We start from the raw sequence: 16,634 nt of genomic DNA on the forward strand, positions 1-16,634 counted from the left end.
TCTTCTCAACTCATCTCCTCAACACGTAGCCTGGGTGCAGCGAAGCGAAACCCGTGTTGAGAAATTTTATTCAGATCCACAAATCCCGGGTTTCGCTTCGCTGCACCCAGGCTACTTTTTATTTCTAAGATAATCTCACTCGAGGATCAACCAGCATATAAGAGATATCTGTTAATACCAATCCTACAATGTAAAGAATCGAACCTAAGAACACCATAGCCCTCACAATAGCAAAATCCTGTTGTTGAATTGCATCAATCGTATAGCTACCTAAGCCGGGGACACCAAAAAAAGATTCCAATATCAAACTGCCCATAAATAAGGAAGGAATAATCACTACAATTCCGGTTAATATAGGAAGCATTGCATTTTTCAGTACATGCTTAAACATCACTCTTCGTTCCGATAGTCCTTTTGCTCTGGCAGTTTTAACATAATCTTTATGCATTTCTTCCAAGAATAAAGTGCGATACCAACGGCTCCCCGCCCCCAAACCGCTAAGTACCGCTACAGTAATCGGCAAAATAACGAACTTTAACGCATCAAAGCCACTGTCATAACCTGAAATAGGTACTAAACGTAATAATTTACCAAAAAGATATTGGCCACCAATAATATAAAATAGACTGGAAATCGACATTAAAATAATACAAATCACCACACCTGCTAAATCAAGATAAGTCCCGCGAAAAAAAGCCATTGCCATAGCTACAATAATGTTAGCAATAACATCCAATATCAAAACGGGTAATGCGATTGAAAGACTTGGCCACATTCTGTAGGTAATGTCTTCACTAATATCTCGTCCAGAATCGGACACGCCAAAATTAAAAGTAAAGAGCTTCATTGATTTTTGAAAAAATAAACTCGATTGTATTTTTTCTATTCCAGTTTTTTGTTCATTATAAAATAAGGGTAAATTATAACCATGTGCCTCTTTCCAATCATCAATCACTTGTTGTTCCACATGTTTTTGCCCTAAATGCATCCGTGCAATATCGTCTGGTGTATTCACCATAAAAAATAAAATAAAAGTAATCAGATTAATTCCAAAAAGAATGGGTATCGAATACATAACTCGACGCAGTAAATACTTGATCATGGGATAAACCTCCTTTCTGCCGGTTTTCTTTCTTTTTTGTAATAGGCAATAACTAAAGGAAGAATTAGGATTAGAATAAGCAAAAACAATAAACCCAATGGCCAAAAAACAGGTTGATTCCAAGCGAATCTCATTTTGTTTCGTTCAGGTACATCGATTGCGAGGTACTTTAGAGTTGAAGAAAACATTGTGTTGGGCTTAACGCGAGAAACCCAGCTCTGAGATAAAATAAATTCTTCAGGATGTATCCCCCAAATCCATGGAGCATCATGACGAACAATAGAGATCATCTCATCAATGATCCGCTGCCTTTGTGCATCATTCTGCCTATTTTTCATTAAATTAAAAAGACGATCAAATTCTGGATTTTGATAATTGGCAGCATTTTCACCGCTAAATTTTACCTTGCCATTGGCACCATACAACTGAAACAAAAAGTTTTCAGGATCCGGATAATCTGCCACCCAGCCCCAACTAAATATTTGTGTATCACCTGTACGCATTTTTTCTTGAAAACGATTATACAAGGTTGCCCGAACATTCAAATCGATGCCTATCTGGGCAAATTGCTTACGCATCCAATCAAATAAGGATTTGTCCTGAGGACCACCTGTTGTAGTGACGTCATAACTCAAAATTAAGTGATTTCCAGTAGCCGGATCAATCCCATCAGGGTATCCTGCCTCAGCCATAAGTTGTTTCGCATCGCTAATGGGACGACGCACAGCTTCATCATTTTTCCATTCATAAACGTAAGGATTAATCCCTGCTTCGCCCTCTTTATAACCAAAAATACCTGGTGGAATCGGTCCTTGAGCTGCGATACCTCGACCATTATGAAAAATGGCTATATTTTCATCATAGTTTACTGCAATTGAGATAGCCCTTCTTAACTTGCGCGCACGTTCACTCGTTCCCCCAACTACTTTATCAAGCATATTAAATCCCATATAGTAAGTAGTAGGTTGTAATTCCACAGTGAGATACATATGTTTTTTTTGCATCTCAGGTGTTAGCTCAGCCTTGCCATATCGATTCGTATGGATTGCCTGATCAAAACTGTCTGCCCCAATCACAGAACTATCATAATAACCTTGCAAAAATTTATTCCACCGAGGAATGGATTCTTTTTCAAGAGTAAAAATTGCTTTTTCAATAAAAGGTATTCGTTTCCCTGCATTATTCAAATATCCTAATTTCTTATCCTCATCAGAACCGATGCTTGGATAATATTCTTCGCGAAAATTAGGATTTTTTTGGAGCACCATATTTCGATTGGGATTATTTTTAACCATCATAAAAGGACCTGTGCCTACAGGGAACCAACTCAAAGTGATGTTATTGTCCAACATGCCTGGTTGAGAGTAAAAGAAATCGGCTTCCCAAGGAACTGGAGAAAAAAAGCTCATAGCCAACCAAAATAAAAACTGGGTATATTTTCCTTTTAAAGTGATTTCAAAGGAATAATCATCCAGTTTTTTTAGCCCTTTTAAAGGATAATGACGCAGATCAATATAATGATTGCCTTTAGGAAGTGTTTTTCCATATTCTGCAAAACCGACGATATAGTCACTCATTAAACCATAAATCGGTGAGCTCAATGCAGGATTAGCCAATCGTTTTATTTGATAAATATAATCATCAACAATCAATTCCCGCGTACCTATATCCTTAAAATCAGATAATTGGTTAATGTCTTCTTCATCTAAATATCCCGATGTAACATGATGATAAAAATAGGCCCCATTTTTATCCTTAGAAAAAGCTGGATGTGGCTGATAATAAATTCCTTTTTTAATGGTTATAGTATAAACACTATAAGCAGGTGGTTCCTGGCTGTTTTCAGGCAGTAAATTACCTTGGACATCCAGGTATCTTAACTGCGGCATTTGCGATGCGATTAATGGAACTAATTGATATGGCCTTTTAAAATAGTCATACTGCAACAAAGGCTCATATATTTGAGCAAGAAAAAGAGACTCATTTGACGAATAAGAAAGCGCCGGATCCAGAGTTTTAGGCTGTTCGGAAAATGATGAATAATAAATATTTTTGTTTGCTTGTGCGCGAGGATATGGATTATTTAAAATCCAAGGCCATGCATAAGCGAAGCAGCTAAAACTTTTAAAAAACAAAGCAACCAGTACCATTCGCTGTATACGATTCAAAAAAAATCCTTATCTAAATAATAATTTGGGTCAGTGTCCATTTCGCTAGCTTGGCTAAAATGGCCTGATTTTCGAGCACTGAAGCGCAGAAAATCAGGCCATTTTAGCCAAGTTAGTGGAAATGGAAACAGAGCCTTCTAACATTTTAAGAAACTGTTCCTCATCCAAAACCGCAACACCCAGATCATTTGCTTTATCCAGTTTGGAGCCTGCGTCGCTTCCAGCAATAACATAATCTGTTTTTGCTGAGACGCTACCTGTCACTTTAGCTCCCAAAGCCAATAATTTTGCTTTGGCCTCTTCACGCCCCATAGTATTTAAAGTTCCCGTCAGAACCACTGTTTTTCCAAATAAAGAATGCTCTTTATTGACTTTCTTTTTCTCGACTTTTGGCCAATGAACACCAAGGGTTAATAAACGGTCAATTACTTGACGATTATGCTCTTGTGCAAAAAAATGCACCACATTAAAAGCACCTACAGGCCCCATATCTTGCAAGCTCATTAACTCTTCTTCTGTTGCTTTGGAAATAGCGTCAACATCTCCGAAATGTTCCGCCAACATTCGAGCGCTGGACTCACCAATTTCACGAATTCCCAGCGCATAAAGAAAACGAGTAAATGTTGTATTTTTACTTTGTTCTAAAGCGTGCAATAAATTTTTTGCCGACTTCTCTCCCATACGTGGGAGATTTGCCAAAGTTGTGACATCAAGCGTATATAGATCGGGCAAATGGCGCACGATCCCTTCATCGACTAGTTGTTCAATAAGTACAGCCCCCAATCCCTCAATATACATCGCTTTACGTGAAGCAAAATGCCACATCATTCTTTTTAATTGAGCTTTGCAAAATAAACCACCCACACAACGCGCAACCGCCTCCCCTTCCTCACGCACTACATCAGAACCGCAAACAGGACATTTATGAGGTAAATGAATCTCTTTGGTATTTATTGGACGTCGCTCGAGAATGACAGAAACCACCTCTGGAATCACATCACCCGCACGACGAATAATAACCATATCACCGATACGAATATCCTTTCTGGCAATTTCATCCATATTATGCAAAGTCGCATTACTTACAGTAACTCCTGCAACATTGACCGGTGCCAAACGAGCTACCGGAGTTAAAGCCCCAGTTCTTCCTACTTGAAAATCAACGGCTAACAGCTCAGTCATCTCTTCAGTAGCAGGAAACTTATGGGCACAAGCAAATCGGGGAGCTCGCGAAATAAAGCCAAGTTGCTGTTGCAAAGGAACGCTGTCTACTTTATAAACAACTCCATCAATTTCAAAAGGAAGTTGATTACGCTTGGCTAACATGTCATGGTAATAACTCAGGCAACCTTTGATACCTACTTCCTGTTTGGTATCTAAAGATACCCTAAAGCCAAACTCTCTAAGTAATTGCAATTGCTCCCAATGACTGTCTGGTAAGCTATATCCCTCGCAAGCCCCTATGCCATAGCAATAAATGGCCAAAGGTCTACTTGCAGTCACTGCAGGATTCAATTGCCGTAAACTTCCTGCCGCAGCATTACGAGGATTGGCAAAAACTTTTTCCCCAGACTCTTTGGCCTTTTTGTTGTACTCTTCAAAACCTGTTTTTGGCATGTATACCTCGCCACGAATTTCGATAAAACGTGGTGGTTTTGTTACCCTTAAAACTAAGGGAATTGCAGAGATTGTTTTAATATTGGCAGTAATGTTTTCACCTGTACTTCCATCACCACGTGTTGCTGCAGAAATCAATACTCCATTTTCGTAGCTAAGATTTACTGCAAGTCCATCCAACTTAGGTTCACAGGTAAAAACCAATTGCTGAACTGGGTCATCCAGTTTTTCGGTGACACGCTTAATAAATGCTTGTAACTCTTCCTCAGTAAATACGTTTGATAAGGACAACATAGGTTGCCTATGGGTTACTGGCATAAAGGCATCTGCGGGAGTACCACTCACACGCTGGGTAGGTGAGTCTGTTGTCAACAATTCAGGATACTTAGTTTCCAAATCCTGTAATGCTCGAAAACACCGATCGTATTCAACATCAGGGACTAGTGGTTCGTCCAGAACATAATAGTGATAATCATATTGCCTTATTCTATCTTTTAATTCAGCAATTTGCCCCTTTACTTCATCAATACTCATTCATTTACCATCCATAATCTAAAACATGAGAAGTCATTGCCTTTAAAAATTCGTAGCCTGGGTGAAGGCGAACCCGGGAATTTTGTGGCAGGAAAACCCGGGTTACGGCTACGCCTTCACCCAGGCTACAATGCACCAGGCTACGAATTCATAACTTTATAGGTGAAAAGCAATTATCCTAAAAACATTAGTTTATCACTAAAAAATATGCTATAGATACATATCGATTCAACAAGAACCGAGGCGTGATAAAAATGGATTTTAAACGTATCGTAATAACAGGGCTTTTACTTGTATCTTCCACATTAATGTATGCTCTTCCACAGTCTAATGGATCTATAAATCTAGGCATCGCATTTGTTCATGGAACAAATGATCACCGAGAGGATGCGGAAGGAGGCTATTGGAAAACAGATTTTATTCAGGATATTGCTCAAGGGCTTCCGAATCCTGAAAATTACTATGTAGTTCATTGTGATTACAGTAAATACATGTGGGATGAAGAAGCTGCAGGATGTACTGCAAATCAGCTATTAGATTTTATAGATCATAAAAAAATTGACTCCTTAATTCTTTATAGCCATTCCAATGGCGCAAATGTAATGCGCTGGATCCTTTCGAATCCAACTTACGATAATCGATACATGCGATTAAAAAGTAAAATCAAACAAATCGTTGCGTTAGCTCCTTCAAGTGGAGGTACCCCTCTTGCTGATATGCTTTTCAATGGAGGTATTTTCGAAGCCAGCCTGAGCTGGTTGTTGGGTTATACGGGGGATGCGGTGAAGCAGCAACGTGTTGGTGATATGTACATTTACAACGAGGAGCTCTTATTCGGCACTAAAAATCGCCCCTCCTTGCCAGTACCTTTTAACGCAGTCATAGGGACCGATGTTATTGCCTCCCCTCTCTCTTCAGCCAGTTACTGTAATGGTTATTTACTCAATAGTGGCTTAAGAATTGCCAAAATCTATCTGGATTACTGTGCCGATGGTTTTTTAAATTGTACGTCCCAAGCTGCTGCAGGTACAATTTGGTTTTATGACAAGGAGCAAACGGATGATAAGACAACGCTTAGCCACAATCAAAGCCGTCATTCATGTTTTGGACTGGATAAAATACTGATTTCTATCCTAGATTCAGAAGGAGCTGTAAAATGAGAACTACGCTTACTTTGTTGTCTTTATTCTGTTGTGCGCAAGCCAGTGCATTCACCTTACCACAAAATCCAGTCAAATCTTATGATTGTGATATTTGCAGTACTTTATCGCATGAACATCTGCAGGATGGTTGGAAAATTGGAGAATTTCCTTTAAATAAAACAGAAAGCAACATTCAAAAAAGTTACAGTTACAATCAACAAGTGACTGCTGCTCAATTACAACAAGGCATTAACTTAGCGATTCATGCACCAGAAGCAGTACTACGCATTATCCCTTTGCAAAAAAATAAATCCATTCCTGCATTGGAGTTAAAAAGTGCTAAATCCAGCAAATTCATCAGCTTAAAAGATGCTTCATCTTTATACAGTCAGGATGAGGCAATTGATGAGTCGCTAAGAATAGGTTCGCATCAGATCATGCTGCAAATCAAACCTGAATTAGGCGCGAGTCATTTCATGCTCAAAAGCAAATCTATAGACTCCTCAAATGCCGATTCCTATCTAATTCATGTGTTTGAAAAATACTCTTTAATTTATTTACAAATTGAACCTTCGGCATTGCAATATCAATACGGTGATCAATTTAATGCCCTTATTACCCTAAAAGATAATATAACCTCTTATCCGGCAGATGATGTTAATGCCACATTGGTAGGCCCTGATAATCAAACAATTCCTCTCAAAATAAAAGAAATAAAACACAACCAATTCCAAGCCAGTACACTTTTATCTTCTGATGACAATACTCATGGAGGCAACTGGTATATCGAGGTCGATGTGTTATGCGCACTGGGTGAAAATAGTCCCTTACATCGTAGTGGACGAGCTGCATTCTCTTATTCAATACCTTCCGCAAGCTTAATGAGCATCAAAAAGATCTCCTCTAATCCTCTAACATTTGCCGCCACTGTAGAAGTTGCTACTGCAAGTCGGTATGCATTACAAAGTGTTTTATACACAAAAAATTCCCAAGGCACGGATGTTCCCATCGAAACAACTCAAACTGCACAATGGCTCGAGCCCGGAAAACAAATAATTAAATTTAGCTTTGACAATTCAGCTCGTTTGGCAGAGGATCAGCTTTCCGTGGGTTATTTGCACCTTACTGATTACGGGCAATTAAAAACAATATATCAATATGATCCACCGATTAAACTCAGTCAACTTTTGGACTAATGAATGCAATTTTTATCTTCAATCACGCTACTTGAGGGCATAGCATATGCTTTAGCCCTCCAATTTATATTCCTCATTTGGCTTTTGATAAAACAAAGCCAGCAAAAAAAATTGAGCAGGCAGTTCAATGAAAAAATTCTGGAGACCTTTACTGCGCAATTGCATCAAGTGCGTCTGGATGTAAGTGAGAAAATTGCCCAAGGACAATTGATGACGCACCAATTAATTCATGACACCGTCCAAAAGCAAATGACTGATGTTAGGGAGCAAATGAGTCATAGTTTCAAGCAACATGCAAGTTCACTAACTTCTCATTTACAGTTGCTCACTGAAGAAATTCGCAATCATCTCCACAGCTTAACCCAACAAGTCAATCACAAATTAACCGAAGGTTTTGAAAAAACGTCTTCAACTTTTATTGACGTGGTAAAGCGGCTAACAATCATTGATGAAGCACAAAAGAAAATTACTGAACTATCCAATCATGTTGTGAGCTTGCAAGATGTATTAGTTGATAAAAAAGCGCGTGGCGCTTTTGGTGAAGTACAATTGGCGACACTCATCAGCAATATGATTCCACCCAATCATTTTGCAATGCAATATACACTAAGTAATCAAAAACGCGCTGACTGTATTTTATTCTTGCCTGAGCCAACGGGTAATGTAGTTATTGATGCCAAGTTCCCTCTTGAAACCTATCAGAGGCTTATCAGCACTGATGCCGCTTCGGTTGAGAAAAAATCCTTACAACAACAATTTCGTCAAGACATTCAAAAACATATTAAAGACATTGCAGAAAAATACATCATACCCAATGAAACCACTGATGGTGCTATGATGTTCATTCCTGCGGAATCCATCTTTGCAGAAATTCATGCGAATTATCCGGATTTAATTTCGCTGTCTCAAAGATTAAAAGTATGGCTTGTTTCCCCAAGTACTTTAATGGCTGTACTTACTACTGCTAAAGCGGTACTTAAAGATGATGCTACTCGCAAACAAGTTCACATTATTCAAAAACACCTACATGCTCTGGCCGATGATTTCCAACGCTTTGAAAAAAGAATGGATAAACTATCCAAGCACATCAATTTGGCTCATCAGGATGTCAGCGAAGTGAATACATCCGCTAAAAAAATTACGTCGCGTTTTCAAAAAATTGAGTCCGTAGATATTGAATTAGATGAGCTTGAACTCATTGAAACAGATACATCAAATGAAACCTAAGTTGTAGCCTGGGTGCAGCGCAGCGTAACCCGGGGATGAAACAATTTTATTCATGTCTAGAAACCCGGGTTACGCTGCGCTGCACCCAGGCTACAAAGTGATTCAAATTAGAGAAAAAGTAAAAGTATATGACACTTCCATTTAATAAAAATACTTATATTAATCAAAAATTCACGCAATTAACCATTGAAAAAACACGAATTGAGCAGATTAATTTTGAAAGTTGCAAGTTCAAACAATGCAAATTTATTGACGTTATTTTCAGAAATACACAATTCACTGATTGCGATTTTGAAGACTGCGATCTTGCTCTGGCAAAATTTCCTGGGTGTAAATTTTCAGAAGTCTCATTTAAAAATTCAAAAATTATAGGAGTAAATTGGACCGAATTAAGTTGGCCCTTGGTCAAGCTTACAAGCCCCCTCTATTTTTACAGCAGCAACTTAAGCCACTCCAGTTTTTATGGACTGGAGCTTTCAGGTTTGATCATTGAGGAATGTAAAGCTCATGATATTGATTTCAGAGAAGCGAATTTAAGTCATGCAAGTTTTGTAGGCTCCGATCTGTTGAACAGCCTATTTCTCCATACGAATTTAAACGCTGCAGATTTTACAAACGCCATTAACTATACACTTGATCCGAATGAAAATAGAATCAAGCACGCACGTTTTTCCTTCCCGGATGTCATGGCTTTATTAGATCATTTCGATATTAAAATTAACGAATAAGTAGCAATTTTTAATTATATGGCTTTTTAATAAAACTTATTATCCGTTTAAATGCAAATAATCTGCAATTTTAAGATGAACCAAGACCATACATAAGGTATAATCGCTAATTTTTAAATCCGCTTGCCTAAGCTATGTCCATTAAAACCTTACTCTATAAGCCAACACACGCGAAACAAATATGGGGACAACTTCACGGAAGCAGTTTAGCCCTTGCCCTGGCTGAGTATTGTCAGCAAACACCCGGCATCAAGCTATTGATTACCCAAGACAATCTTAGCGCGAATCAATTACAAGCAGAATTGAACTTCTTTCTCAATCCCGACTCTCCACAAGAGTTATTGTTTTTTCCTGATTGGGAAACGCTCCCTTATGACCAATTCTCACCACATCAAGACATTATTTCCGAGCGATTATATACATTAAGTCGAATCCAACACCTCACTGATACGATTGTCATTGCTGCAGCAAGCACTTTAATGCATAGACTGTGTCCACCTGAATTTTTAAATCAATATGCTTTGATGCTTAAAGAAGGACAAAAGTTGGACTTAACTGCTTTTCGTAACCAACTGCAACAATCCGGATATCATTGTGTTAATAAAGTACTTGAACATGGGGAGTTTGCTTTACGCGGTTCAATTATTGATGTCTATCCTATGGGTTCGGGTTTGCCATTTCGCATTGAACTTTTTGATGATGAAATTGAAAGCTTGAGAGAGTTTGATACCGAAACCCAGCGTACAATAGAAAAAATTAAAGAAATCAATGTATTACCTGCCCGAGAATTTCCTTTAAATGAACAAAGTCAACTTCTATTTCGACGTACATTTAGAGAGCAATTTCCCGGAAACCCAAGTCAATGCCCTATTTATGAAGCGATCAGCGAGGGTCAATTCCCTTCAGGAATTGAATATTATCTGCCCTTATTTTTTGAAAAAACAGTTACTTTTTTTGATTATTTACCCGAAAATGCCAAAATTTGCTTAGTTGAAAACATTCAAAATAATGCAGAACAATTCTGGCAAGAGTTAAACGAACGCTTTGAGCAAAGACGATACGATATCAGTAGACCTATTTTATCACCCCCAGCATGTTTTATTAATCCAACTGAATTATTAACCAAGGCGAATACTTATGAACAACTTCGCTTATTCCAAAATCCTTCAGATAGAAAAGGTGCTGTGATTAATTTTGACATCGTACCAGGCCCACAACTACCTATAGATAGAAAAACACAGGAACCTTTAAGCCAACTTCGTAACTATTGTGCAGATTCCTCACGCCGTTATTTAATTGTGGTCGAAAGTGCCGGGCGTCGTGAAGTGTTACTTGATCTGCTTAAACCAAGTGGCATTTCCCCCAAAGTACACGCCTCATGGCACGACTTTGTCAATGATACTGCTCCGATCAACATCAGCACTGGGGATCTTATTTATGGATGTGAATTAAAACAAAGTCATATCGTAATCATCGTTGAATCTCAATTATTTGGGGAGCAAAGCACACCTCAAAGGCGAGGAGTACAAAAAACAGTTGACCCTGATTTAATTATCCGTGATATGGCTGAACTACGCGTTGGCGCACCTGTAGTTCATTTGCAGTTTGGTGTAGGACGTTATCAGGGATTACAACATATAGAATCTAACGGGTTTGCTAGTGAGTTTTTAGTTCTTACCTATGCAGGCGAGGATAAAATTTATGTCCCTGTCACCTCACTCCACTTAATTAGTCGATACACTGGAGTTGATAGTGAACATGCTCCTTTGCATAAGCTGGGGTCTGATCAATGGCAAAAAGAAAAGAAAAAAGCTGCCGAAAAAATTCATGATGTAGCAATTGAACTGCTGGATCTTTATGCGAAAAGAGAAGCGCAGCCTGGATACCAATATAAGGTAGAGCATAATGAGTATATTAAATTTGCCAGTGCTTTTCCTTTTACAGAAACCCCTGATCAATTACAAGCAATTGAACAAATAATAATAGACATGGAATCTCCAAGACCTATGGATCGTTTAATTTGCGGGGATGTGGGATTTGGTAAAACTGAAGTAGCCATGCGTGCCGCTTTTGTCGCAGTGCAAAGCAACAAGCAAGTCTGTATCCTGGTACCAACTACCCTTCTCGCTGGACAACATTTTGAATCATTCCGAGACCGATTTGCCGATTTTCCTATCAACATTGAATTGCTTTCACGTTTTCGTTCAGGCAAAGAAACTGAAACGGTACTCACTGCTTTGAAGTCAGGAACTGTTGATATCGTCATAGGAACACATAAATTATTCCAAAGCAATATTGCCTTTAAAAATTTAGGACTTCTCATTATTGATGAAGAACATCGCTTTGGAGTCAAACAAAAAGAACACATTAAAGCGCTGCGAACTCATGTTGATATTTTATCTATGACAGCTACTCCAATTCCTAGAACACTAAATATGGCTATGGCAGGAATAAGGGATATTTCTCTAATGACTACCCCCCCAGCCAAACGTCTCGCGATTAAAACATTCTGGCAAGAGAAAAAAGACGCCACAGTCCGTGAAGCCATACTGAGGGAAATCCTTAGAGGGGGGCAAGTTTTTTTCTTGCATAATAATGTAGAAACAATTGAACGTGTGTGCCAAGATTTGCAAGCGCTAGTTCCTGAGGCGAAAATCCGCAGTGCACACGGACAAATGCGTGAGCGCGAGTTGGAGCGGGTAATGTCTGATTTTTACCACCACCGTTTCAATGTGCTCGTCTGTACCACGATCATCGAAACCGGTATTGATATTCCCACAGCCAATACAATTATTATTGATCGTGCAGATAAGTTTGGTTTAGCGCAACTGCACCAGTTACGTGGGCGAGTGGGTCGCTCGCATCATCAAGCATATGCTTATTTGCTTACCCCAAATGAAAAAATATTAACTGCGGATGCCGTCAAGCGGCTGGAGGCAATTGTATCATTGGAGGATCTCGGTGCAGGATTCACTCTAGCAACACACGATCTGGAAATTCGCGGAGCAGGTGAGCTTTTAGGTGCAGAACAAAGTGGAAACATGCAGGCAATTGGATTCAATTTATTTATGGAACTGCTTGATAAAGCAGTGCATGACTTAAAAGCAGGAAAAACACCAGAGTTATCTGCTCCTATGCACCAAGGACCTGAGATTGATTTACGAATCAGTGCCATTATTCCTGAAGAATATATTCCTGATATTCACAATCGACTTATAATGTACAAGCGAATTGCGAATGCACAAAGTAAAGAACAATTACATGATTTACAAGTTGAGTTAATTGACCGATTTGGTTTGTTGCCGCAACAAGTGAAACATTTATTATTGATTACTGAATTAAAATTAAAAGCAGAAAAAATGGGCATTCAAAAAATCAGTGCCGGTGCGCAACAAGGCAAACTGGAGTTCAGTGAAAATCCTTCTATTGATCCAGGAGTGTTGATTCATTTAATTCAAGTACATGCCAAAAGGTATCAAATGGATGGCCCCCAACGCTTACGTTTTACCCTAGAGAATACTGCCTCAGAAGAGCGTATTTTTGAAATCAGCTCGTTGCTTAATCAATTAAATGGCGAGAAAAAAACGTAATATAAATCAAGACAAAAGTACCCCAGGATTTATATCGCATGATTATCCGAATTTCTTAGAGAAGTTTGCTATTTAACGTTCATAGTAGTAGCATGCTTCTGCAATAAACAACAATGAAATGTAGTGTTATTACCATTAATTTAGTGCCACGGATTAGGTATCCCCTGTATTGTTTTAGATTTCCTTATTCCAGTGTTTACTGACTTAAAAATTAGCTCAAAAAAATAATATTCTAAGGAGACTCAGAGAGTATGAAATTAAAGGCATTTGCTATAGCAGCTTTTTGTGTTGGATTTAATAGTTTAGCCATTGCTGGTGTGATGGGGAGTGTTGCTCCTTCTGCACCAAGATTTTATATCGGTGCTGAAGGCGGAGCTTCTATTTCTTTAAACACGCATTTTGCACCCGATCTGGGTGGTCACGAGCCTCTTCATATCATTGCACCAAGCAACTCCGATTGGAATAGCGACTTCGGGATTGGCGGTTTTGGAGGTGCATTCATTGGCTATCAATATAATCCCAACATAGCAATCCAGTTTACTTGGGATTACCGAAGCGGCTATGATTATTTTCTTCATGCGAGCTATGCGGTTATTCCTACTGATCCCAATTTCTTCCTGGAAGATCATTATGAGGCGGATGACATTGACGTCCAAACGTTCCTGTTTGATCTGATTTTGAAGCCCACGGTAAATTGGGGTGGCTTTGTACCTTATGTTAAAGGCGGGATTGGTTTTGCTTATAATCAAATGGGTAATCTAAGAAACGTACAGCATACGTTCAGCGATAATCCAATAACTTATGATATTCGTATTCATGGTGATTCAGCGACTAGCTTTGCTTGGGATGCTGGTGTCGGCGCTGATTACTTTTTTAACGATAAAGTCAGCATTGGGCTTGGCTATCGTTTTGTTGATGCAGGTACGTTGCGCACTGAAAATTCTTTCTTCGATGTCGTTAGTGGTGATGTAGGCATAATCACACCTTTCGAAACGAAGCATCTTTTCTTAAACGAATTCGTTGCTTCGGTTGCTTACCATTTTGATTTTGCATAAATCATAGAGCGTTCCCCACTAAACTTTAGACAGGTGCAAGTGAATGAGGGCGACAGAGTGTATAATACATGACCGAAGCCGAGTGAGCTTGCACCGCTAAAAAATTTTCGTTGACAGTCTATTTTTATTCATTAACAATCTAATTCGCTTATATAATTAAATTTTTTTATTTCAATTAATATAGAAGGACCTATTATAATGAAAAATATTTTTTTAAGCTCATTATTGATGCTTTCCGGCTCCATTGCACTACCTGAAATGGCAATGGCAGACCCTATTGGATATGAAGTCAATGTTTTTTGTCCTATGACTCAAGGCGGTCCAAATGCTGTAACTAATTTTGGAAGCTATATTGGTGGTTATGGTATGGAAAATATATTGTCTCAAACACTCCAAGTATATTTTCGTTCGACTGGATCCGTACAAGATGTTCCTGCTAACTTAATCAACTATTTTAATGATTCCGTTACGTATAACAGTGCAACTGGAAACATAATTTGTAGTTACCAGAGCAATAATCCAGCGGATCCAAGATTTACTGTAACTTATACTATTACCAATGGTTTAGGAGGTACTTTACTAGGTCAATCCAACAATTCCATTACCGTTAGAATTCCTGTTGGTTTGAAGGGTTAAAGGCAGTAACGCGAAACATTGAGTAAAAACATCAAAACTGTAGCCTGAGTAAAGCAAAGAAAAACTCAGGCTACATTTCTTTTAACCTTCTGTCCTGTAATGGTTCAGGGTGTATGGGCTTATCTGTACACGAACAGACAGATTTTCTCTCAAGATGGACCAAATATGGCTGATCCTTCAACGGGGCTGAACACTTACCCTGTCCCACCTACGGTTAAAGCATCTATTTTTAAAGTAGGCTGTCCCACTCCCACCGGAACTGATTGCCCCTCTTTTCCACAAACACCAATTCCTCGATCCAATCCCAGATCATTTCCAATCATACTGATTTTTTTCATTACATCAGGCCCATTACCAATGAGTGTTGCTCCTTTGACTGGCGCAGTAATTTTTCCATTTTCAATCAGATAAGCTTCGCTGGCTGAGAATACAAATTGACCTGAAGTGATATCTACCTGTCCACCACCAAAATTGACGGCATATAAACCGCGTTGTACGGAACGAATAATTTCTTCAGGATCATGTTGTCCAGCCAACATGTACGTATTAGTCATCCTAGGCATAGGTACATGTGCATAAGATTCACGGCGACAATTACCCGTAGATTGCATGCCCATCAATTTGGCATTCAGTTTATCTTGCATGTAATTCACCAAAACACCGTTATCAATCAACGTAGTACATTGTGAGGGTGTCCCTTCATCATCAATTGTTAAGGAGCCGCGTCTGTCTTTCAAGGTACCATCGTCAACTACTGTAACACCGGCTGCTGCGACTTGTTGGCCAATTCGCCCAGAAAAAGCAGATAAACCCTTGCGATTAAAATCCCCTTCCAAACCATGCCCTACTGCTTCATGCAATAGAACACCTGGCCAGCCTGGTCCAAGAACAACGGGCATAGTCCCTGCTGGAGCAGGTTGTGCTTCCAAATTAATCAAAGCTTCACGTACTGCTTCACGAGCATAACTTAAGGCATTTTCTTTTTCGTAAAAATAAGAATAAGGCACCCGACCACCGCCACCAGAGCGAGCGGACTCCCTTTTTCCATTTTTATCTTCCACAATAACACTGACATTGATGCTCACTAAAGGTCTAACATCAGCAATCATCTGTCCATTCATCCCAGCTACCATTACAACTTCATAACAACCACTTAGGGACGCATTAACTTGAGTCACTCGAGGATCAATACTTCGTGCTTCTTTATCAATTGCTTCTAATAAAGCAATTTTTTCTTGCTTACTCATCCCTTCAATAGGGTTTAAACTTTGATAACGACTTACTGCAGCACCTTGGACCTGGATGGATTGAATTGGTTTCGATCCAGTAAGTGCAATAGAACGAGCTGCGTCAGCTGCCCGTAACATTGATGGCAGTAAAATATCATCACAATAGGCAAAACCTGTTTTATCACCACTGACAGCTCGAATGCCTACGCCTCTATCTAAAGAATAGCTACCGCTTTTCACTACTGAATCTTCCAAATACCATGATTCATAACTGCAGCTTTGAAAATAAAGATCTGCATCGTCAATATGGCGATTCATAATGGTTTTAAATAATTTTTCTATACCCGTTTCGTCCAGCGCTGCAGGAGCTAATAAAATTTTTTTTGCTGTAGTGAGAGCCTCTGTCATTT

At 39.0% G+C, this 16,634-nt stretch carries 11 protein-coding genes; 7 read left to right on the forward strand and 4 right to left on the reverse strand.

Features of this window, described 5'->3' with window-relative positions:
- Positions 1 to 124: 124 nt before the first annotated feature.
- The 3 genes from Lani_RS00320 to ligA form a co-directional block, all read right to left on the reverse strand.
- Positions 125 to 1,102 carry an ABC transporter permease gene (locus Lani_RS00320; protein ID WP_019233299.1) on the reverse strand — a complete coding sequence of 326 codons (978 nt, stop codon included), beginning with the start codon at positions 1,100 to 1,102 and terminating at the stop codon, positions 125 to 127.
- Complete coding sequence (locus Lani_RS00325; protein ID WP_019233298.1) at positions 1,099 to 3,252, reverse strand: ABC transporter substrate-binding protein; 2,154 nt, start codon at positions 3,250 to 3,252, stop codon at positions 1,099 to 1,101. Before Lani_RS00325 ends, Lani_RS00320 begins: the two co-directional genes overlap by 4 nt.
- A gap of 111 nt (positions 3,253 to 3,363) precedes the next feature.
- Positions 3,364 to 5,421: an NAD-dependent DNA ligase LigA gene (ligA, locus tag Lani_RS00330; protein WP_019233297.1), complete on the reverse strand. Its 2,058-nt coding sequence runs from the start codon at positions 5,419 to 5,421 to the stop codon at positions 3,364 to 3,366.
- 254 nt (positions 5,422 to 5,675) lie between these two features.
- Between ligA and Lani_RS00335 the strand changes: the two genes are divergently transcribed.
- From Lani_RS00335 to Lani_RS00365, 7 genes are all read left to right on the forward strand, one after another.
- A complete protein-coding gene (locus Lani_RS00335; RefSeq protein WP_019233296.1) occupies positions 5,676 to 6,581 on the forward strand; it encodes a hypothetical protein in 906 nt (301 codons plus the stop codon).
- Positions 6,578 to 7,759 carry a DUF4785 domain-containing protein gene (locus Lani_RS00340; protein ID WP_058388346.1) on the forward strand — a complete coding sequence of 394 codons (1,182 nt, stop codon included), beginning with the start codon at positions 6,578 to 6,580 and terminating at the stop codon, positions 7,757 to 7,759. Before Lani_RS00335 ends, Lani_RS00340 begins: the two co-directional genes overlap by 4 nt.
- Positions 7,760 to 7,762: 3 nt before the next feature.
- The gene (locus tag Lani_RS00345) at positions 7,763 to 8,986 is read left to right on the forward strand and encodes a DNA recombination protein RmuC (protein ID WP_058388347.1); all 1,224 of its coding nucleotides are present in this window, start codon (positions 7,763 to 7,765) and stop codon (positions 8,984 to 8,986) included.
- A gap of 128 nt (positions 8,987 to 9,114) precedes the next feature.
- Positions 9,115 to 9,714 carry a pentapeptide repeat-containing protein gene (locus Lani_RS00350; RefSeq protein ID WP_019235130.1) on the forward strand — a complete coding sequence of 200 codons (600 nt, stop codon included), beginning with the start codon at positions 9,115 to 9,117 and terminating at the stop codon, positions 9,712 to 9,714.
- 134 nt (positions 9,715 to 9,848) lie between these two features.
- Complete coding sequence (mfd, locus tag Lani_RS00355) at positions 9,849 to 13,304, forward strand: transcription-repair coupling factor (protein ID WP_019235129.1); 3,456 nt, start codon at positions 9,849 to 9,851, stop codon at positions 13,302 to 13,304.
- Between the two features lie 251 nt (positions 13,305 to 13,555).
- Entirely contained in the window at positions 13,556 to 14,359 is an 804-nt protein-coding gene (locus Lani_RS00360; RefSeq protein WP_019235128.1) for an outer membrane protein, read from the forward strand.
- Between the two features lie 198 nt (positions 14,360 to 14,557).
- A complete protein-coding gene (locus tag Lani_RS00365; protein ID WP_019235127.1) occupies positions 14,558 to 14,995 on the forward strand; it encodes a hypothetical protein in 438 nt (145 codons plus the stop codon).
- A 194-nt stretch (positions 14,996 to 15,189) separates the two neighbouring features.
- Here Lani_RS00365 and tldD read toward each other — a convergent pair whose 3' ends face one another.
- Positions 15,190 to 16,632, reverse strand: a complete 1,443-nt coding sequence (gene tldD, locus Lani_RS00370) for a metalloprotease TldD (protein ID WP_019235126.1) — start codon at positions 16,630 to 16,632, stop codon at positions 15,190 to 15,192.
- Positions 16,633 to 16,634 lie beyond the last annotated feature (2 nt).

This window comes from Legionella anisa, from assembly GCF_001467525.1.
In the GTDB taxonomy this organism is placed as follows: Bacteria; Pseudomonadota; Gammaproteobacteria; order Legionellales; family Legionellaceae; genus Legionella; species Legionella anisa.